Raw genomic sequence first — 18,920 nt, forward strand, 5'->3', positions numbered from 1 at the left:
TAAAAAGAGCGGGGAGTAGATTTTATCAAAAAAAATTATAGGAACTCCCTTTGCTCGAAATTTTTAAAAGGCGGAAAGTAAATAACGAAAATATAGGAACTTTCTATGCCTTAACTTTTTAATGATCAAAAACAATTGTGGATTAAATATAAATATTTTTCATCATTTTGTGGAGCAGACAGGAATCGAACCTGCGACACACGGTATAGGAACTTTTTGTGCCAATAGCGGAAAGTTATTGTTGCTCTACCATCTGAGCTACTGCTCCATGATTTTTATTAAGAATCATTGTTTTAATATCTCGCAGATTTTGCAGATGAATATCATCTAAAATCTGCCTGATTAGCTAAATCTGCGAGAATAAAATAGGTCGATTGATCCATAATCAATCAAACTTAGTTTTGTGCTTTTTTAAATTTTCTTTTCTTTTTCCAGGGAGCATTTTTTCCTACATCACCAGCCATAATACATCCGTAAGGTATCACCTCATCCAATACTTCACATAATCCGTATTCCTCGATCTGAGCCCGTACGTTTTTAGCGCTTTTATAAGCAGTTGGTAACTCGGAAATATCAATTTCATTCGAGAAGAATCGGATATCCAATCCCTCTGTTTCCTCAGCAAAAACTTCTTCAATGGTTTTATGGGCCAATGATTTTTTATGTTGAGTTCTGCTGAAATTTCTTCCTGCTCCATGAGGGGCAAATCCAAGGTTTCTTTCATTGGTTTTTCCCTGAACGATTAAAACGGGTTCTGCCATGTTTAAAGGAATCAGTCTTGGTCCTGTAATATCAGGCATGAATTTATCATCTAATGGAGTCGCTCCTTTTGCATGATAAAACAGATCTCCATCTTTGAAAACAAAATTATGCTCGTTCCAGTAACGGTTTTCTTTCTCTATTTCCATTTTGTTTAAAACAGCATCATGAATGGAAGTATGGTTTTCCTTTGTCCAGGTTCTTATCAACTGAAGGGCTTCCCAGTAAGATCTTCCGTCTTCCGTATCATAAGGGATCCAGGCATTTTCTTTTAATGTTTCCGGTGAAATATCCTGTCTGAAACGGTTGGCCACTTTCATTCCTTTATCATATAAGGCTGCACCAGGAGCTCTTGATCCGTGATGAGTTACCAGCATCGTATTTCCTGTATTTTTAGAAATTCCAACGAATAAGAAATGATTTCCATCTCCCTGAGTTCCCATATGGGAACGCGCAATACTGATGAGCTTTTCATCATTCAGGAAATAATTTTCCCTAAACGCATCCATTAATTCCTGAGACATTGGCATCTGTTCTCCTCTTGCTCTTCCTCCATATCCGAAATGCGTTACAGAATGGGCGGTATCCAATACTGCTTTAGGATCAGCCTTTCCAAAATCGGTTAACATGACCGAACAGCAAATATCTGCACTATGGAATCCCGGGTGGATTGCATTTTTAGCGACAACTACTCCTCCGACAGGAATCTGGCCTTCCGGACCTGTAGGGCATGCATCTGGCATCAAAGCTCCACTAACCAGGGTTGGTGTTTTCATTAAAACCTGCATGGTTCTGATTACTTTTTCTACATTATCTTTTTCACTTTCATGTTCAGCTCTGATATTAATGATGAAATCTTTTGGAATTTCATGCAAGGGAATAACGTCCGCTTGCTTAAATTGTTCCAGATAGATTCTGATTTCAGATTCATCCAGTTTATTTTCGTTGATATATTCTATTGCGTCTTTAAACCATTTTGCTGGTCTATATCCTAATTCAATTAAATGATTTCCATTAAATTCCATATGTTTTCTCATTTTGTTGATGCAAAGTAATTACATAAGTGTGCAATGTTTTTGCGTAGTATGAAAAATTTTAATTATTTTTACAAAAGACGAATACACGAAAAAGCTAAAAGGCTGAATTGCAAAAAGGCTGAATTGCAAAATTGCTGAATTGTAAAAATGCAAATAGACGATTTTACGAATTAACGGTTTTACAGTTTAGCCAATCTGCCATTTTGCCTTTTCGCCCCTTTTCAATTTTACAAATAAAAAAATATGCTGTTAGAACAATTAAAAGAATCTCCGGAAACCATTCAATTCAAAGAAGTTATTGCGTACATTGATGAGAATTATGATTTTACCCCTACGAAATTTAAAAATGGAAATACGGTAAATGAAGCTGATCAAAATAATGGATCGTGCAAAGTTTTCAGTTTTGGAAAACTGAATCATTTGTCTGAAGATGAAGTTTTAAGTCTTTTTGGTGATTTTTATAGAGAAGATGTGTTGAAGAATCCTGGCGGTAACGATCATCAGAATATCAGAAATTTTATGGAATTTGGCTGGGAAGGGATTGTCTTTGATGGAGAAGCTTTAAAAAAGAAGTAAGTTTAGTTAATTTAGATTATTACGAATGAGATTGCTTCACCTTCGGTTCGCAATGACAATCAAACTATACAAGTAAACAAAAGAATATGTCATCCAATAAAAATGCACTCATCCGTTACAAGACACTGGATAAATGTCTGAAAAATAAATACCGCCAATATACATTGGAAGATCTTATTGATGAGTGTTCGGAAGCGCTTTTTGAATTTGAGGGCAAAGAATCATTTGTCAGTAAAAGAACGGTACAGTTGGATCTGCAGAATATGCGCAGCGAGAAATTCGGATATGAGGCTCCTATTGAAGTGTATGATAGGAAATACTACCGGTATAGTGATCCGGAATACAGTATCCATAATATTTCTGTGAATGAAAGTGATCTGAAAGCAATGAATAATGCCATTCAGATTTTAAAGCAGTTTAAAGATTTTTCGATGTTTAAAGATATGAATGGGGTGATCCAGAAACTGGAAGACTCGATTCACTCTACCAGCCAGAAGTCGATCATTCATCTCGATAAGAATGAACGGTTGAAGGGGCTGGAACATATTGATATACTATATGAAAGTATCTTAAACAGGAAAGTGTTGAGGATTCTCTATAAAAGTTTTAAAGCAAAAGAATCTGATTATTATACCGTTCACCCACAACTGCTGAAAGAATATAACAACCGTTGGTTCCTTATCTGTTGGTTTAAAAATAAAATGTACAACCTGGCATTAGACAGGATGGAGCAGATTTCTATTGATGAAAAGACAGCCTATATTGATAAAGAGTTTGATTCTGATCGATACTTCGGTGAAGTTATTGGGGTTACTGTTTCAGATGGGCAGCGTCCCCAAAATGTTGTTTTTAAAGTGAATGCAAAACATGCCCCTTATGTTAAAACAAAACCTTTTCATCATTCACAGGTGATTGTTAAAGAAGATGAAGCAGGAACTATATTTAAAATATGTGTTCAGCTAAATTTCGAATTAGAAAGAATGATATTGGGGCTGGGCGAGTTTATAACCGTTATAAAGCCGGATAAACTTAGAAGGAGAATCCAGACCAGTCTGAAAGAAGCGTATGAGAATTATCAGAATCTTAATAGGGATGAACAGGCCTGATACAATAATGGCTTAAAAATTGTAATTATAAATCAAAATAAATAAATATGAAATCAAGAATTCTTAAAGCTGTCATTGCTATAGTTGCACCGCTTGTGATCGAATATATCGTAAAAAAAGTGAGTGAAAAATTAGATAAGAAAGAAGAAGAGAAAAAGCAGATTACTGCTTAATATAAGCGTAATTGATCATGATAAAAAAGACTGTTTCTTAAAAGGCAGTCTTTTTTATGCCTGCTGATTGTGGTTTTGTAGTGAATATTTTTTCGTGATCTAAATTAAATTTTGAATTTTTTTCAGGTTTTGAATGTTTCTTTTTTAGCATTAATTAAACATTTATTTAAATTTTAACAAAAATTAACTATTTGATTTTCATTGATTTGGATGCTTTACTGGTGTTAAAATCGCTGAAAAGTGCCTGCTTGGCATGATTTTTACATCATACAGAATAGTAAAATTTAAAGATCAGAAATTATGAAAATGTTTAAACAAGCAGTTTTATTGGCTGGAATTTTAACAGCAGGTGTTGCAAGTGCACAGAGCGTACAGATGAACAATATGCTTAAAGTAGGAGCGAATGTTGGATTAGCTGTTCCTTCTGATAACCTTTCAGCTGCTGTAGGAGTGGATGTGGCTTACCAAAATCTGATTACTCCAGGGTTTGGTTTAGGTATCGCAACTGGTTATTCCCATTATTTTGGAAAAGAGAACAACGGATATAAAAATAATGACGTAGGAGTAATTCCTGTTGCTGCATTAATAAGAATTTATCCTAAACAAACTGGTTTCTATTTTGGAACTGACTTAGGATACGGTTTCCTTGTAGGAGATGATAAAGTAGCTTCAAATACTTTGGTTGACAGACCAAGCGGAGGTTTTTATATCAAACCTGAAATAGGATACCATAACAAAGACTGGAATTTCTTCGTACAATATCAGAAGGTATTTACTGGAAGCAAAGGCGATTTAGTGAATCAGGACTACAATGTAGGTAACATTGGTGTCGGATTTTCTTACAATATTGCATTAGGAAAGTAGTTAGATTTATATATAAACAATTATTAGCCAAAACCTTTTCATCTTTTTGAAAAGGTTTTTTATTACCATATACGATTTCCGAAAACTATTATTATATTTGATAAAATTTGCGATTATGAATTTGAATCCAAAATTTCCCCTTTATTTACCGGGTGTAAAAGACAGTAGTAATAATGATGTATCTATCATTGGAGCAAACTTGCGTGAAGATATTACGACATTAGGATATTACGTCTCTGGTAACGGAGGACTTGATATAAAAATACAGACAAGCTATCCAACGAAAGAGCACGGCTCTTTCCCGGAAATCCTGAAAAAATTTATTCAGGAGAATCAGCTTACTAATGTAAAGCGTTTAGGGATTGCGGTTCCGGGACCTGTTCTTAATGGGAAAAGTAGCCCTGTAAGGTTAGGCTGGAGTTTCGATGTTGAAGAATTTAAAAATGAATTCGGGTTCGACAAAGTAGATATGCTTAATGACTTAGAAGCTTCTGCTTATGGAATGGGGCTTCTTGAAGACAGTGATTTAGACGCGATTTATACAAGCGGGCATTTAGAAAAAGGGAATGTTGCCATCCTTGCTCCAGGAAACGGACTGGGAGAAGCCGGCTATTTCTTTGATGGAAAATATTTGAGACCTTTTGCTACTGAAGGTGGTCATTCTGAGTTTTCACCCAGAACAAATGTTGAAGTGGAATTCTATCAGTTCTTAAATAACATTTATGGAATTGTAAGCTGGGAAAATGTTCTTTCTAAAACAGGACTATTTAACATTTATAGATTCCTGCGAGATGTAAAAAGACATCCTGAACCTGAATGGCTGGCTGATCGTCTTGCGAATGGTAATTTTTCAAAAGAGATTTATAAAGCGGCTGTAGAAGAGGATGTACTGATCTGTAAAATTGCTCTGGATACATTCCTGGAGTTCCTGGCAAGAGAGGCTAATAACCTTACGCTAAAACTTAAAGCTACCGGAGGTCTATTCATTTCAGGAGATATTCCACAAATGTTGAATGAATATATGGATAAGGCTAAATTCTACGAGAAATTTAAGATAAGTGACAAAATGGAGGATATGCTGCGAAACATTCCAATCTATCTGACCAAGAATAATCTTACAGGATTACATGGCGTCGCTCTTTATACTGCTTATTATCAATAAAAAAATATAAACTCCGGAAATTCCGGAGTTTTTTTATACCTGATATTATTCATGAAAATAATTGATTTTATTGATCTATATCAATAAAATCTATGAAATAAGATGGCTACATTTGTATTGTTAAATAAACAATTAAATAAACTTTATTCAATGAAAAAAATATTTTTATTAGCAGTTTTAGCTAGCGGATTGGTTTTCGGACAGTCAAAAAAAGTAGTAGCATCTGACATTCACTGGTGGGGATACAAAGTAGCAAAATCTGAGGCAAGTTCTCATGATGGTACTGTAAAAGTAAAGTCAGGAAATTTAATCATGAAAGGGAATGATGTTGTAGGCGGATCTTTTGTTCTTGATATGACTTCTATTACTTCTACAGACCTTACAGGAGAATATCAGACTAAATTAAATGGTCACCTTAAAACAGGAGATTTCTTTGAGGTTGAAAAATATCCGACAGCTGCTTTTAAAATTACTTCTGTAAAGAAAAATGATGATAAAATCTACAATTCTTTAGTAACAGGAGATCTTACAGTAAAAGGAAAAACAAGCAGTATTTCTTTCCCTGCGAAAATTGCTTACAGCAAAGGAGTAGCGAGTTTAGTGTCTAATAAATTCTCTTTCGACAGACAAAAATTTGATGTTGCTTATAAATCAACAATGCAAGACGTTTTTGTGAAAGATGATATCGATATGCTTGTAAAAGTGACTGCTAAATAATTTAATCAAAAAAAGATTATTAAAAGTGTAGAAGTTCTACACTTTTTTTTATTTTTGTTGAATTGTAAATAAAAAAGAATGAAAAGACTACTATTGTTTGCTATGATGTGTATAAGCATATCATTTGTTTCTGCTCAGAGAAAGTTTGATAAGGTTTCTAAAGTGACTTCTTCAGAGATCAGATGGTGGGGGTACAAAGTTGTAAAAACCGTTGCTTCATCACATTCCGGTACAGTAAAACTGAAAAGCGGGAAGTTCAATTTTGATAAGACGGTTTTGGTAGATGGTGAATTCACAATTGATATGAGAAGTTTGATGGCAGGAGATGTTTCTGATGAAGATCAGATCAAACTGACCAACGACCTTAAAAGCACTAATTTTTTTGAAGTTAAAAAATTCCCGATCGCGATATTTCATTTAACTAAAATTATTCCTCTGGCAAACAGTGAGTACAATTCAACGGTGTATGGAGATGTTACAATAAAAGGAGTTAGAAAGACGATTACTTTCCCTGCTAACGTATATGTTACCCAATTTACTGTAGTCGTAGAATCTGCTAAATTTTCATTGAACAGAAGAGATTTCAAAGTATTCTATCAGTCTTCATTGAAGGATTATTTCATTAAGGACGAAATGGATATTCAGTTTAAAGTTTCTACAGAAAAGTTAGATAATGATAACAGAGTTCCTGTAAAGAAAAAATAAAGGAATTACTTTTAACAATAAATTAGATATGGGTAACTTTAAATAGTTATCCATATTTTTTATTTTAGCAATATGAAAATCTATATCGTAAGCGGACTTGGTGCAGACTTTAAAGTACTGGAAAAATTGCAGTTTCCGGATCATCTTGAAGTTGTGTTCATTGATTGGCTGATACCGGGGCTGAATGAGAGCTTTCCTGAATACGTAGAGAGAATGGCGGTTAAGATCGATGATTCTGAGCCATTTTATCTTTTAGGGTATTCTTTTGGTGGAATAATGGTGCAGGAGATCAATAAAATAAAGCATGCTGAAAAAGTAGTCATCTTAGGAAGCATAAAATCAGACAAAGAAAAATCTAAATTAATAAGAGCGGGACAAATCACCGGAATTCCTAAAATGCTGCCGGTTCGTTTTTTTAATGAGAAGAGCGCTACAGCTTATTCTGTGATGAGGAAGTTTTTTGATCCGAAGAACCCTAAGGTTTTACAATATTTTAGAGTCAAAGATCCTTATTACCTGAAATGGTCAATCGAGAAGATCTCTGACTGGAGCTTTGAAGAAAATCCTGATGTAATTCAGATATTAGGGGATAAGGATATTGTTTTTCCTGTGAAAAATTCAAAACCCAATTATGTTATTAAGGGAGGGACTCATCTTTTTCCGGCTACCAAACCAAAAGAAGTGTCGAAAATTTTAAATGAAATATTTCAATAAATAATATTTTTTAATTTTTACTATATAAATATTAGGGGTTGTTGTTTTTAAAATTGATTTTTATGGAATTAATTCCTATTTTTGATAGGGTTAAAAATTAATTTTATGAAAATTGGTTTAAAATGGATTGTTTCTTTTACTGTCATTTCAGGGGTTGCCATTGGAGGTTTGTTCTGGACTCCGGCAACGGATCTGCCTAATTCAGGGGAATTTTTAAGTGACGATAAAATTGTAGGTGCTGACGTTGCATGGATTTTGGCGGCTGCAGGTCTGGTATTACTTATGACCCCCGGGTTATCTTTCTTTTATGGTGGAATGGTGGGAAAAAAGAATGTGATCTCTACGATGTTGCAAAGCTTTATTGCTTTAGGGGTTATTTCCATTCTTTGGGTGGTTGTTGGATTTTCTTTGTCGTTCGGTGATTCTCTTGGTTTTGAAATAAACGGACAGCATTATGGTTTAATAGGTAACCCTTTTAGCTATCCATTTTTCAATCATGTTGGTGTTTTGCCACATAAAGAGATGGCATCCACTATTCCTTTTATTTTATTTGCCCTTTTTCAGATGAAGTTTGCAGTGATTACTCCTGCGCTGATTACAGGTTCTTTTGCAGAACGGGTACGTTTTATTTCCTATTTGTTGTTCATGATCCTTTTCAGTATATGCATTTATACTCCGCTTTGTCATATGGTATGGCATCCTGATGGGTTGCTGAATAAATATTTTGGCGTAAAGGATTTTGCTGGTGGAACTGTCGTTCATATGAGTGCGGGATTTGCAGCTTTGGCTGGAGCGATAGTTGTTGGAAAAAGGAAAAATCCGCATCATGAACCTTCGAATATTCCATTTGTGCTTTTAGGAACCGGAATGCTTTGGTTTGGCTGGTTTGGATTTAATGCAGGATCTGCTTTGGGAGCTAATGCTACAGCTGCTATCGCCTTTGGAACAACAACAATAGCATCCGCTTCAGCGATGATGACCTGGATATTGTTTGATAGGATCAATGGAAGAAGTGTGTCTGCACTGGGGGCATGCATTGGTGCTGTAGTAGGGTTGGTTGCTATTACTCCCGGATGTGGTTTCGTATCTATTCCTGAAAGCTTGTTTATCGGATTTATTGCAGCTATTGTTTCTAATGTAATGATGAATTGGAAAAGACTTAAAAATATCGATGATACATTAGATGTTTTTGCCTGTCATGGAGTAGGGGGAATTATGGGGATGATCTTAACTGCCATTTTTGCACATGGTGAAAAGGCTAGTCTTTTACATGGCGGAATTGAGGTTTTCATTCATCATATGATCGCTTTGGTACTGGTGTCAGCATTTGCTTTTTTTGGATCTCTGATTTTGTATAAGGTGACCAATAGAATGATTACATTAAGGGTATCCGAAGAATCTGAAAATATCGGATTGGACAGGTCTCAGCATGAAGAAAGCCTCAACTGCTAGGCAACGTTTAAATATTTATTTAATCCTTGTATCAGGAGAATTAAAATAAGGATTTATCACGTATCTTTGTTATGAGGAAAAATGATGAATCTTTTATGGAATCAATATCAGTATTTGAAATTATTAAAGTAGGGATCGGTCCGTCCAGTTCGCACACGATGGGGCCATGGAATGCAGCTTCTGCATTTATCAGAATTATCAAAAGAGAAAGATCAATCGCGGAAGTAAAGGAAGTTTTCCTTGAGTTTTTCGGCTCTTTAGCAAAAACGGGGATTGGACACGGAACAGATATCGCCGGAATGCTTGGATTGAACGGTGAAGATTTTAAAACGATCAATACTTCAAAAATTGATGAGAAAATAGAGAAGATAAAAAGTGACCAGATGATTAATCTGGGAGGGGAAAAGGAAATTCCCTTTATCTACGGTTATCATTTGGTTCTCAATATGCAAAAATCTTTAGACTTTCATCCTAATGGGATGATCTTCAGGGCTGTTTTTGAAGATGGAACTGAACTGGTTCAGGACTTTTATTCTGTAGGCGGTGGGTTTATTGCAAGTCAGGAAAAAAATTCCATAGAAAAACACTGTGTTCGGACATTGTACCCATGTCACCACGGTTCGGATATTGTAAAATATTGTGAAAAACTAGGATTTAAAAAGTTTTCGGATTTGATTTTTATCAATGAAGAAAGCTGGAGAACCCAGGAAGAGACCAGACAGGAGGCATTGAACATATGGACACAAATCAAAGAATGTATCTATAAAGGTGTAAATAAAGAAGGGATCTTACCTGGAGGGTTAAACGTTACCAGAAGAGCTGCCGGAATCAACAGAAAACTTTTAGGGGATAAAATTTATAAAAATATTGATGAATGGTTTCAACAGGTTGTTGATGCAGAAGAGAATTTTACAAATATCAATAAATGGATCGCCTGTTTCGCATTAGCAGTAAATGAAGAAAATGCGAGTTTCGGAAGGATTATCACTGCTCCTACTAATGGGGCAAGTGGAGTAATTCCTGCTGTTTTAATGTATGCACAAGCTTTCACACCTTTCACGAACGAAGATGATATCGTAAGATTTTTATTAGTTGCTGGAGAGATTGGAACTTTGTTTAAAAAGAATGCCACTATTTCTGCAGCAATGGGGGGATGCCAGGCTGAGGTGGGCGTTTCTTCCGCAATGGCAGCAGCAGGCCTAACTGAGATCTTAGGTGGAAGTATAGGACAGGTATTAATGGCGGCTGAAATCGCAATGGAACATCACTTAGGTCTAACCTGTGATCCTATCAAAGGTTTGGTGCAGATTCCATGTATTGAAAGAAATACAATGGGTGCCATGAAAGCAATTACAGCAGCGAATATCGCTCTTGAAAGCGATCCTACAAAGGCAAGAGTAACTCTTGATGAGGTTATTCAGACCATGTGGGAAACAGCACAATCGATGAGTGACCGGTTTAAAGAAACTTCAGAAGGCGGATTGGCTATTGCGGTGAATGTTCCTGAGTGTTAGTAAATAAGAATGTGATTTGCTGATTTTTAAAACCACAAAAGTCACAAAAGCTTTTTGAATACTGAAGTTCGTTTAAGTCTAATGCTTTATGCATAGAAAGTTCACATAAGTTTAAAAAAAATCGAAGATTTTTATCTGAAATGAGCTTAATGAGCAAAACTTCTCTGTGCTGTCTTCAATAGGACAATGCCAACATAAACCTTTACGTTATAAACAATCGATATTAAAAATATTCAATAAGAGGATTACTTATCAAGTATTCCTCTTATTTTATTAGCATTGGAGATCAGCTCCGTTAAGTATTCGTAATTTTCTTTTTCTAAAGCAGCTTTAAATTTTCTAAGCTGGGAAATATGCTCATTAAGAACATCTAAGACATTTTCTTTGTTTTGCTTAAAGATCGGAACCCACATCTCAGGATGCGACTTTGCTAAACGCACCGTGCTTGAAAAACCGGAACTCGCCAACTGAAAAATAGTATCTTCCTCCCTTTCTTTTTCTAAAACCGTATTCGCTAATGCATAAGACGTAATATGTGAAATATGGGAGATGTATGCGGTATGAACATCATGATCTTCCGCATTCATATAGATAAGATGCATATCAAGACCTTCCACAATTTGCTGGACAAGGGCCAATGCATCAGCAGCAGATTCTTCTTTATTACAGATCACTCCTGCTTTCCCTGAGAAACTCTCAGCGATAGCTGATTTTGGACCACTGTTCTCCGTACCCCACATCGGGTGAAATGCTACAAATCTTGATCTTTTCGGATGGTCTTTTACGCCATTTACAATTCCTGCTTTGGTGGATCCTGCATCCATGACAGTTTGGTCATCTGAAACCAGATCCAAAACGGTTGGTAAAAGTTTCCTTGCAGAATCAACGGGAATCGCAATAATAACTAAATCTGAATTTTTAATACCATATTCCAGATCTACTTTAGCATCGATGATCTTCAGGTTTAATGCTTCGTCAAGATGCCTGCTGCTGTTATCTATTCCGTATATAAAATCCGCGATCCCTTTTTCTCTTAGTTTTAAAGCAATAGAACCCCCAATGAGTCCCACACCAATAATGCTTATTTTCATTTTTTTAAATTTTAAAATAAAAAACCCCGTCCTAGGACGAGGTTGTATATCATATATAAGAATCTCTATCCCAGGTCTGAGCTAAATATTCTATAGTAATATGTTCCGTTATTTGTAATCACGAAGCGAAGGTATAAAATATTTTTGAAATGATAACCAACATCAATTATTTTTTATCAAAGATGGATCCTCCTGTTGCAATTGTCCGCTTTCGATATAGTTTTTAAGTGGCTGAAGCCCAAAGTATTTATTTTTTTTAATGATTTGAAGAACTTCCGGTTGATTCATTGATGTTTTGCTTTGGAGGAAAAATAGCGGTGTTGCGGCCTGGCTCCAGGCGTTGTCACTTTTTCCTTTGAACTTATGAAAAGCAGGCCCTTCAATATTACTGATATAGGCAACTATTTCTGCTTTTTCTACAGGTGTGAACTTATTATTGTCCTCTTTATACAGATAGGAAATGATATAATCTCCTAAAGAAGTAATATATTTATCGTTATTTTCTGTTGTATTTTTTTCGATATAGTCTAACAGGCCTTTTCTTATTTCGAGCTTACCGGCACAATTTTTTACGAAAACAATCCTTCCCAATTTTCCGCCGGACTGTTCGTTTTCGGCTGCATATTCTTCAAAAAATGATTGTAGGACCAGGGAATTGATTTTTTCTTCCTTGTCATAACCGTATTCTGCAACCAGCTTTTTTAAAAAGTCTTTATCATTACCCAGTAGCCACGTTAAAGCAGACCTGTCATCGTTGGAAATGTATTTATTTATGGAAGCGGTAATCATGATATTTCTGCTTCGAAGCTCTGTTAAGTCAGCAATATCCCGCCATCTTTTAGCGTACATTTCTCCATCATCACTACTGTATTTAATGGGAGATGCTTCGAGGCTTTTCAGGTCAGGGAAGAGGTTTGTATACTCCAGAATTTCCGGTATTGAGTAAAAGTAAGTGATGAGTCTGTCTTTTTTTGATATATAAAGATCCTGTGAAGCCAAAGTGAAAGGTTTATAAGAAAGTTTTTGATCACATTTGTCCGACATGTTGATCTTTATATAGTTTAAAGAAGATGACCGGTCTACTTTTATACCAAATATATATTCAATTCTTTTAATAAAATCCTCATTGCTGAGCGGTTTAAAATTACTTTGATCCAGTATGACTTTCTGAACTTCTATTAAAGCATTTAAATCCTTTTGTGTGTAATCCTTAAAACTCCCATAATCCTTTTCAGCTCCTGCTTTCAGCTGCTTGGCAAGCATTGGTTGAATACTGTCTTTTTCCAGTTCAAGAGAGTGGGGACTCCCTTCCTGGGACTCTTTTTTACAGTTCATTGTAAATGAGCCAATAAAGAAGATCAAAAGGATTGATCTCAGGATCTGGAGATTATTTTTCATTTTTTGTGTTCCATTCACTTCTAACATTTCTTCTTTATTCATAATTTTTAGTAGAACATCGGTCATGATGATTTTAAGATATATTTCTAACAGACATTTTAACGGAGTATAAAGGTATTGTTCTTTTGCTAAATAATCTGGAGAAATTTAATCTATTTTGGATTCTGTTTAAGTGATTTTACTCGTGAAAATAATAATTAACTCATTATTCATATTCAATTATTAATAATTTATTATTCACTAAATCTTTTGATTTAAAATCCTTCGCTGCTGCACGAATCGTTTCGTGTGGTATTTAATTCTAATTATTTTTAATAAACTATCTCATTTTATGAAGAAGGGATGCAAGATATTCTTTCGGAATTAACAGAATTCTACTCACCTCCGTGGTTTTGGAGTACTCCATTTGATGAGTATCTAGTTCATAAATGGTAATTTCAAACTGATTCCATTATTGAGGCAAGTTTGTTTCCTTTCATGTTGAAATATTATTAAGCAAGGGTTCCCCCTTCGATATTAAGAGTGTCTTTGCTCATGTCCAAATAGAATAAGTTATAACATGTGAGAAAATAAAATTTCTCGGATGTTTTTTTATCTTTTGATTTAAATTTGTAATGTACAAATGCGTAACGAGCAAGATGCTCGTGTTATGAGGGAATTGTGATAAGATCTAAATAATAATATTATGAATTATTCTGTTAACATTTATTCTGATAGTTCAGAATTTTTTTTAAATAATAAATTGATTTTAAAAGTAATATTTGGAAACTTTTATTTAAGTAAAAAAAGAATTCTAGGAGTCAATAATGAAGAATTATTAGTTTTCAAAATCTTTAATATTTTCTTTAAAAGAAAAATAAAGATATTAGATCAAAATTTAAACAAAACATTTTTAGTAAAAGATAATACGCTCATTATAAATAATAATATACTTTCTATAAATGAAAAATTTAGTATACTAAAATATGAAGCGACATGTTTATTAAACAATGAAGTGATTGGATTAATAAAAGATAAATCTACTTTTTTAGACAATAAATATGATATATCATTTAAGAGAAAAGATGAATATAATTATTATTTTTTAATACTATTTGGTATGCTTTCAGTAGGGTTTGCAGATCCAGCATAGATATTCTTTATGAGCTTAGCTACATTTCGACTGCTATAACTTTAAGCTAAAATAGTAACCACAAGCTATTTAAAGTCTAGCTGCTTTGCTTCTCCGATAAAAAAGACCAACTCTACAGCTGGTCTTTTATACTTGTATGAATCCATACAAGTACCGATCAAACAAATTATGGATTAGATATTATAAGAGCGGAAGGGATGTCGGATAGCCAGATACTTTTGGTATCGATCAATCCTTTCCAGCTTTTACTGCTGATGAGCATAAGATCCTGGGAATTTAAAAACTCCTTTTCGATCTTTTTCTCGTTATATAAAGTGATGTGATTAGGGGCAACCTGTTCGATGCTTCTGATAAGTTCTTTTACTTCGATATTATTGCGGATTTGTCCGGCAACATCCAGAATAATGATCTGTGAATTGTTATTGTTGATCAACCTTTTAGCATATTCCAAAAGATAGAAATCGCTGAGATTGAAGATCGGGACAAATACTTTATCTGCGCTTTTGAAACCTCGTTCCACGAGAACTCCCACAGGGATATTGGTCTTGTCTAAAATCTGAAGGGTGAAATCGTCGAAAGGAGAGTTGTTAAAGATATTTCCTTTTCCTTTTACCGTATTCAATAATTTTTCAGGATTGATAATTTTGGTCGTGAAACCTAATAATCTACCTAGTAAACTTCCTTCATACATCGATTTTCCCAGCATAATCAGAAGGAGGTCATAATTCCCTTTATTGGTTATGCTTGTGAGATCGCTCTCCACATCGGTGGAGGCTTTAAAGAGGGTGGTTACTTCAAGCTGAAGTTCGTGGGATGTTTCAATAACATGCTTGAACTGGTCTTTTTCATAGTCTTCAATATCGAAGGCATGGAGTTCATCAACGGGAGCAATATACATTGCTGTTACGCTTTTGTTTCCATTCATTTTATGGGTAAGATTATTAGCCAGTTTGAGAAGTGTACTTCCTGACTTTGCTGTTTCAAAAGATAAAAGAACCCTGTATTTTGCATCATTATCTTCGGTCTGGTCTTCTTCTTCGATCATCGATTTTTTTCCTTTAAAAAGGTAATTGATAAGATCGAGACAAGGACCGGTCATAAAAGTGGTAAATAATGCCATGATCACTAGCATAGCGAATAATTCAGGGCCTAAAACTCCCAGATCATAACCGATATTTAAAACAATAAGCTCTGTAAGCCCTCTGGTATTCATTAAGGCTCCTATGGTGAGACTGTCTTTCCAGCTTATTTTCAGAAATTTGGCGGTAAGTGCACTTCCTGCAAATTTTCCTACCACTGCAGTTAGAATAATGATTCCACCTATTTTCCAGAGATGACTGTCATTAAGCAGTCCGATCTGCGTTCTTAATCCGGTAAATACAAAGAACAGAGGAAGTAATAAAACCAATGCAACGTCTTCAATTTTTTCGATAAACATATTCCTGAATTTTACATTCTCAGGCATAATGGCACCCGCCATAAATGCTCCGAAAAGTGCGTGAATTCCGATAACCTCTGTCGCATATGATGAAATGATAAGAACAAGGAAAAATATAGCTACCAATGCTTTGCTTATAAATCCTTTTCCTTTCTGTGATTCTGCAATTCGTTGTAAGAATGGTCTTACTGCCTTGATCATAATGAAAACGTACAGGATTGCCATTAAAATAACAAATACCGAACCAGAGAAAGAGCCTGCTTTTACAATGGCGATCACAGCAGCCAGAATACACCATGCGGTAATATCATCTGCCGCAGCACACGTAATGACAATGGTTCCTATTTTCGTTTTATGCAGGTTACGTTCCTGAACAATTCTCGCTAAAACAGGGAATGCGGTGATACTCATTGAAATAGCAATGAAAAGAGAGAATGAGGTAAACTGGATTCCCGCCGGTGCAAATTGCTGATAAATATAGTAGGAAAGTCCGATTCCTAACGCAAAAGGAATAATAATACTCGCGTGGCTGATAACCACTGCATCATGGGCCTTTTTTCTTAGAATACTCAAGTCCAGTTCCATACCGACGATGTACATGAAAAGGATCAGGCCGATCTGGCTTAAAAACTGTAAATTTCCCAGTGATTCTTTCGGGAAGATAAATGCTGAAAATTCCGGAAAATACATTCCTAAAAGAGAAGGTCCCAAAACAATACCGGCGATCATTTCGCCAATTACGGTCGGTTGTTTTATTTTCATACAGATCCATCCGAAAAGTCTGGCTACCAGGATGATTGTAACAATCTGAGCCAAAAGTAATGCCAGAGGATGGTGGATATTGGTTTTGAATGCTTCGGCAAAGTTATCCCAACTTGAGCCGCCATTAGTTTTAGCTACAATGTTTCCCTTTACTTCCAACGTCTGACCTTCTATCATGAAAAAGTACATCAGACAAGAGAAAACGGCGATTGTAACGATATAAAAAATTATATTTCTGTATTTCCCCAAATTCATAGTCCGTTAATTTTAGTGTAAATTTCTAAAGAATATATGAATGGTAGATATTTTTTTAAATTAAATGTAATAAATACCATAAATAATGTAATGAAAAATCTATTTTAAAGAATACCCCAAGCCAATACCTACTTTCCAGCTGCCATTTTGTGTAGAAGTCTTCGTGTTATAGTAAACGGGAACCTGAAGTGCTATCTTTTTATAGACAAAGGTAAGGCCAGCTCCCAGATTAGGAGTAATGGCATTATTTTTTGTTCCCTCAGACCGGTCTTCTTTTATTCTCAGGGAAGGAAGCATTCCTAAAACAAATTTTACTTGATGCCAGGTCATATTGATGTTAGGCCCCGTAAAATTAATGAAAGCCCCATGATCTACATATCCGGCCACTGCCACACCATCAAAAAATGCAGCTTTCAGTTGAGGAGCAGATTCCTGGGAAAAGCACCAACCGGATATGAGAATTCCACACACATAGAAAAATCTTTTCATGATCAAATCATTTAATCTGACACAAAAGTACATGGAATCATAGCTCTAAATGGGGGGCTGTAATAAAGCAGCTGAATTCTGCAGTGAAAACCGGATTGTTTGAAAGATTTACTTTCCAAACAATTCCAGTAAGGAGCTTTTATAGGTATCTCCAATTTGCAGTTTGAGAAAACTTTCATCTTCTCCGGGAATTGTGGTAATAATTTCGTTGGTAGAAAATACTTTGATGGAAGACAAAGCAATGATCTCTTTTTTATTTACCTGGGCAAAATCTTTTGCCGGAAGCATTTCCAGAAGGTTTTTAAAATTCAGATTTTTCAGGACGATATTGGTGCCGTCATTAAGAATAATATCCTTGTCCCGGCTGTCGATCTCTGAAGTTTTAATATAGGCGATCTGCTCTGTGAAAATAATGGTTTTCCCAATATTAGTATTCCATTCAATAAAATCTTTTTTAGGTGGAGTTGCAACCAGTTCTTTTGCTTTTTCAAAAGCCTGTATCAACCTTTCTTTTTTGATGGGCTTCCGGACATAGTCGACTACATTAAGGTCAAATGCTTCAGCCGCGTATTCTTTGTAGGCGGTAGTGAAAATGATTTTCTTGGAATCAGAGATTAATTCGGCCACCTGTAAACCGGTCATTCCCGGCATTTCAATATCTAATATGCAGACATTGCAGTCGATGGAATGTATTTCACTAAGGAAGATCTTAGGGTCATTAAAAGCCTTGACTACTTCTACGTTATCAATCTGTTCACATAGAAGCTTTAAATAGCTAATAGCCAGTAATTCATCATCAAGAATAACGCATTTTATCATAGAATTCTCCTAAATTAATTTGTAATTCAGCGGTGAAGATACCGTTTTTTGAACTTTTATGAAGGTGATAGTAGGTGTTATAGATCATTTTCAGCCTTTGGTCTAAGGATTGGCTGCCGAAACCGCTTTTTTCCTTTTCTAAAACATTTTTCACTGATGCTTTGTTGCTCACCTTCATGGTATAGATCCCGTTTTCAAGCTCCAGATGAATCGAGATAAATGAATCCTGAGCCAGGAAATCAGTATGCTTAAAGGCATTTTCTATAAGATCAACAGAGATGAGGGGAGCGAAGACTTTTTCCTCAAAAATACGGTCCGATTTATCAATCTTAGATTTAATTCTGAAATCAAAAAGTGGGTTGACTTTGATCTTATTAATTTCAATAAGGCTCAATGCAAAAGTAAGTTCCTCTTTTGGACTTACAAATTTGTTGTTGCTCTCGTATAAAATATAGTCCAGGACATTTGCCAGTTTATCCAATGACATATAGGTCTGATACGCGTGGGACTGTACCGAATTAAGAATATTTTTAAATAAATGCGGATTCAGTTTGGTTCCAATATGCTCCAGCTGAACCTCATTCAGCCGCTGCTCGATGATCTTGTTGGTTTCTGAGAGTTTGGTGTTTTTTTGTTTGTATTTTTTATTCTGGCCAAACAGGTAAATACTTACCGTAAGAAAAAAGAAAATAGCAAAGACTCCAATGAATATCAGATAATCATGAATCATATAGTAATTGCCGTCCATTGTAATTTT

18 protein-coding genes and 1 tRNA gene are annotated in these 18,920 nt (G+C 35.2%); 11 read left to right on the top strand and 8 right to left on the bottom strand.

Annotated elements, in window-relative coordinates:
- Positions 1-170: 170 nt before the first annotated feature.
- Both CEY12_RS20890 and CEY12_RS20895 read right to left on the bottom strand, forming a co-directional pair.
- Positions 171-268: transfer RNA gene (locus tag CEY12_RS20890), tRNA-OTHER, on the bottom strand.
- Between the two features lie 127 nt (positions 269-395).
- Complete coding sequence (locus tag CEY12_RS20895; RefSeq protein WP_089029495.1) at positions 396-1,784, bottom strand: RtcB family protein; 1,389 nt, start codon at positions 1,782-1,784, stop codon at positions 396-398.
- 255 nt (positions 1,785-2,039) lie between these two features.
- Here CEY12_RS20895 and CEY12_RS20900 point away from each other — a divergent pair, with 255 nt between their 5' ends.
- The 10 genes from CEY12_RS20900 to CEY12_RS20940 all read left to right on the top strand — a co-directional run bounded on the left by CEY12_RS20900 (position 2,040) and on the right by CEY12_RS20940 (position 10,779).
- Positions 2,040-2,372: a HopJ type III effector protein gene (locus CEY12_RS20900; protein ID WP_089029496.1), complete on the top strand. Its 333-nt coding sequence runs from the start codon at positions 2,040-2,042 to the stop codon at positions 2,370-2,372.
- 86 nt (positions 2,373-2,458) lie between these two features.
- Entirely contained in the window at positions 2,459-3,478 is a 1,020-nt protein-coding gene (locus tag CEY12_RS20905) for a helix-turn-helix transcriptional regulator (RefSeq protein ID WP_089029497.1), read from the top strand.
- A 47-nt stretch (positions 3,479-3,525) separates the two neighbouring features.
- On the top strand, positions 3,526-3,651 hold the full coding sequence (locus tag CEY12_RS22780) for a hypothetical protein (RefSeq protein WP_262484872.1): 126 nt from the start codon (positions 3,526-3,528) through the stop codon (positions 3,649-3,651).
- Positions 3,652-3,951: 300 nt separating this feature from the next.
- On the top strand, positions 3,952-4,515 hold the full coding sequence (locus CEY12_RS20910) for a transporter (RefSeq protein ID WP_089029498.1): 564 nt from the start codon (positions 3,952-3,954) through the stop codon (positions 4,513-4,515).
- Positions 4,516-4,630: 115 nt separating this feature from the next.
- Entirely contained in the window at positions 4,631-5,677 is a 1,047-nt protein-coding gene (locus CEY12_RS20915; protein ID WP_089029499.1) for a glucokinase, read from the top strand.
- A gap of 150 nt (positions 5,678-5,827) precedes the next feature.
- Positions 5,828-6,394, top strand: a complete 567-nt coding sequence (locus CEY12_RS20920) for a YceI family protein (protein WP_089029500.1) — start codon at positions 5,828-5,830, stop codon at positions 6,392-6,394.
- Between the two features lie 78 nt (positions 6,395-6,472).
- The gene (locus CEY12_RS20925; protein ID WP_089029501.1) at positions 6,473-7,099 is read left to right on the top strand and encodes a YceI family protein; all 627 of its coding nucleotides are present in this window, start codon (positions 6,473-6,475) and stop codon (positions 7,097-7,099) included.
- 72 nt (positions 7,100-7,171) lie between these two features.
- Complete coding sequence (locus CEY12_RS20930; protein WP_089029502.1) at positions 7,172-7,813, top strand: alpha/beta hydrolase; 642 nt, start codon at positions 7,172-7,174, stop codon at positions 7,811-7,813.
- A gap of 105 nt (positions 7,814-7,918) precedes the next feature.
- On the top strand, positions 7,919-9,265 hold the full coding sequence (locus CEY12_RS20935; RefSeq protein ID WP_089029503.1) for an ammonium transporter: 1,347 nt from the start codon (positions 7,919-7,921) through the stop codon (positions 9,263-9,265).
- 95 nt (positions 9,266-9,360) lie between these two features.
- Complete coding sequence (locus CEY12_RS20940) at positions 9,361-10,779, top strand: L-serine ammonia-lyase (RefSeq protein ID WP_089029958.1); 1,419 nt, start codon at positions 9,361-9,363, stop codon at positions 10,777-10,779.
- 245 nt (positions 10,780-11,024) lie between these two features.
- Here the strand turns inward: CEY12_RS20940 and CEY12_RS20945 are convergent, their stop codons facing one another.
- Both CEY12_RS20945 and CEY12_RS20950 read right to left on the bottom strand, forming a co-directional pair.
- Positions 11,025-11,870, bottom strand: a complete 846-nt coding sequence (locus CEY12_RS20945; RefSeq protein WP_089029504.1) for a prephenate dehydrogenase — start codon at positions 11,868-11,870, stop codon at positions 11,025-11,027.
- Between the two features lie 162 nt (positions 11,871-12,032).
- On the bottom strand, positions 12,033-13,310 hold the full coding sequence (locus CEY12_RS20950) for a hypothetical protein (RefSeq protein WP_157676872.1): 1,278 nt from the start codon (positions 13,308-13,310) through the stop codon (positions 12,033-12,035).
- Between the two features lie 643 nt (positions 13,311-13,953).
- Between CEY12_RS20950 and CEY12_RS20955 the strand changes: the two genes are divergently transcribed.
- Positions 13,954-14,400, top strand: a complete 447-nt coding sequence (locus CEY12_RS20955; RefSeq protein WP_089029506.1) for a hypothetical protein — start codon at positions 13,954-13,956, stop codon at positions 14,398-14,400.
- A 166-nt stretch (positions 14,401-14,566) separates the two neighbouring features.
- Here CEY12_RS20955 and CEY12_RS20960 read toward each other — a convergent pair whose 3' ends face one another.
- The 4 genes from CEY12_RS20960 to CEY12_RS20975 form a co-directional block, all read right to left on the bottom strand.
- On the bottom strand, positions 14,567-16,855 hold the full coding sequence (locus tag CEY12_RS20960; protein WP_228409748.1) for a cation:proton antiporter: 2,289 nt from the start codon (positions 16,853-16,855) through the stop codon (positions 14,567-14,569).
- A 99-nt stretch (positions 16,856-16,954) separates the two neighbouring features.
- Complete coding sequence (locus CEY12_RS20965) at positions 16,955-17,344, bottom strand: hypothetical protein (protein WP_089029507.1); 390 nt, start codon at positions 17,342-17,344, stop codon at positions 16,955-16,957.
- A 108-nt stretch (positions 17,345-17,452) separates the two neighbouring features.
- Positions 17,453-18,163: a LytR/AlgR family response regulator transcription factor gene (locus CEY12_RS20970; protein ID WP_089029508.1), complete on the bottom strand. Its 711-nt coding sequence runs from the start codon at positions 18,161-18,163 to the stop codon at positions 17,453-17,455.
- Complete coding sequence (locus CEY12_RS20975) at positions 18,141-18,911, bottom strand: histidine kinase (protein WP_089029509.1); 771 nt, start codon at positions 18,909-18,911, stop codon at positions 18,141-18,143. Before CEY12_RS20975 ends, CEY12_RS20970 begins: the two co-directional genes overlap by 23 nt.
- Positions 18,912-18,920 lie beyond the last annotated feature (9 nt).

Origin of the sequence: Chryseobacterium sp. T16E-39 (assembly GCF_002216065.1) — a bacterium.
Taxonomy (GTDB): domain Bacteria; phylum Bacteroidota; class Bacteroidia; order Flavobacteriales; family Weeksellaceae; genus Chryseobacterium.

Bases quoted from the DNA above. Each gene is read 5' to 3' on its own strand.
- CEY12_RS20965 (WP_089029507.1), bottom strand. From the start codon at position 17,344: ATGAAAAGATTTTTCTATGTGTGTGGAATTCTCATATCCGGTTGGTGC.
- CEY12_RS20920 (WP_089029500.1), top strand. From the start codon at position 5,828: ATGAAAAAAATATTTTTATTAGCAGTTTTAGCTAGCGGATTGGTTTTC.
- CEY12_RS20930 (WP_089029502.1), top strand. From the start codon at position 7,172: ATGAAAATCTATATCGTAAGCGGACTTGGTGCAGACTTTAAAGTACTG.
- CEY12_RS20975 (WP_089029509.1), bottom strand. From the start codon at position 18,911: ATGGACGGCAATTACTATATGATTCATGATTATCTGATATTCATTGGA.
- CEY12_RS20910 (WP_089029498.1), top strand. From the start codon at position 3,952: ATGAAAATGTTTAAACAAGCAGTTTTATTGGCTGGAATTTTAACAGCA.
- CEY12_RS20915 (WP_089029499.1), top strand. From the start codon at position 4,631: ATGAATTTGAATCCAAAATTTCCCCTTTATTTACCGGGTGTAAAAGAC.
- CEY12_RS20895 (WP_089029495.1), bottom strand. From the start codon at position 1,784: ATGGAATTTAATGGAAATCATTTAATTGAATTAGGATATAGACCAGCA.
- CEY12_RS20955 (WP_089029506.1), top strand. From the start codon at position 13,954: ATGAATTATTCTGTTAACATTTATTCTGATAGTTCAGAATTTTTTTTA.
- CEY12_RS22780 (WP_262484872.1), top strand. From the start codon at position 3,526: ATGAAATCAAGAATTCTTAAAGCTGTCATTGCTATAGTTGCACCGCTT.
- CEY12_RS20900 (WP_089029496.1), top strand. From the start codon at position 2,040: ATGCTGTTAGAACAATTAAAAGAATCTCCGGAAACCATTCAATTCAAA.
- CEY12_RS20940 (WP_089029958.1), top strand. From the start codon at position 9,361: ATGGAATCAATATCAGTATTTGAAATTATTAAAGTAGGGATCGGTCCG.
- CEY12_RS20970 (WP_089029508.1), bottom strand. From the start codon at position 18,163: ATGATAAAATGCGTTATTCTTGATGATGAATTACTGGCTATTAGCTAT.
- CEY12_RS20950 (WP_157676872.1), bottom strand. From the start codon at position 13,310: ATGAATAAAGAAGAAATGTTAGAAGTGAATGGAACACAAAAAATGAAA.
- CEY12_RS20925 (WP_089029501.1), top strand. From the start codon at position 6,473: ATGAAAAGACTACTATTGTTTGCTATGATGTGTATAAGCATATCATTT.
- CEY12_RS20935 (WP_089029503.1), top strand. From the start codon at position 7,919: ATGAAAATTGGTTTAAAATGGATTGTTTCTTTTACTGTCATTTCAGGG.
- CEY12_RS20960 (WP_228409748.1), bottom strand. From the start codon at position 16,855: ATGAATTTGGGGAAATACAGAAATATAATTTTTTATATCGTTACAATC.
- CEY12_RS20945 (WP_089029504.1), bottom strand. From the start codon at position 11,870: ATGAAAATAAGCATTATTGGTGTGGGACTCATTGGGGGTTCTATTGCT.
- CEY12_RS20905 (WP_089029497.1), top strand. From the start codon at position 2,459: ATGTCATCCAATAAAAATGCACTCATCCGTTACAAGACACTGGATAAA.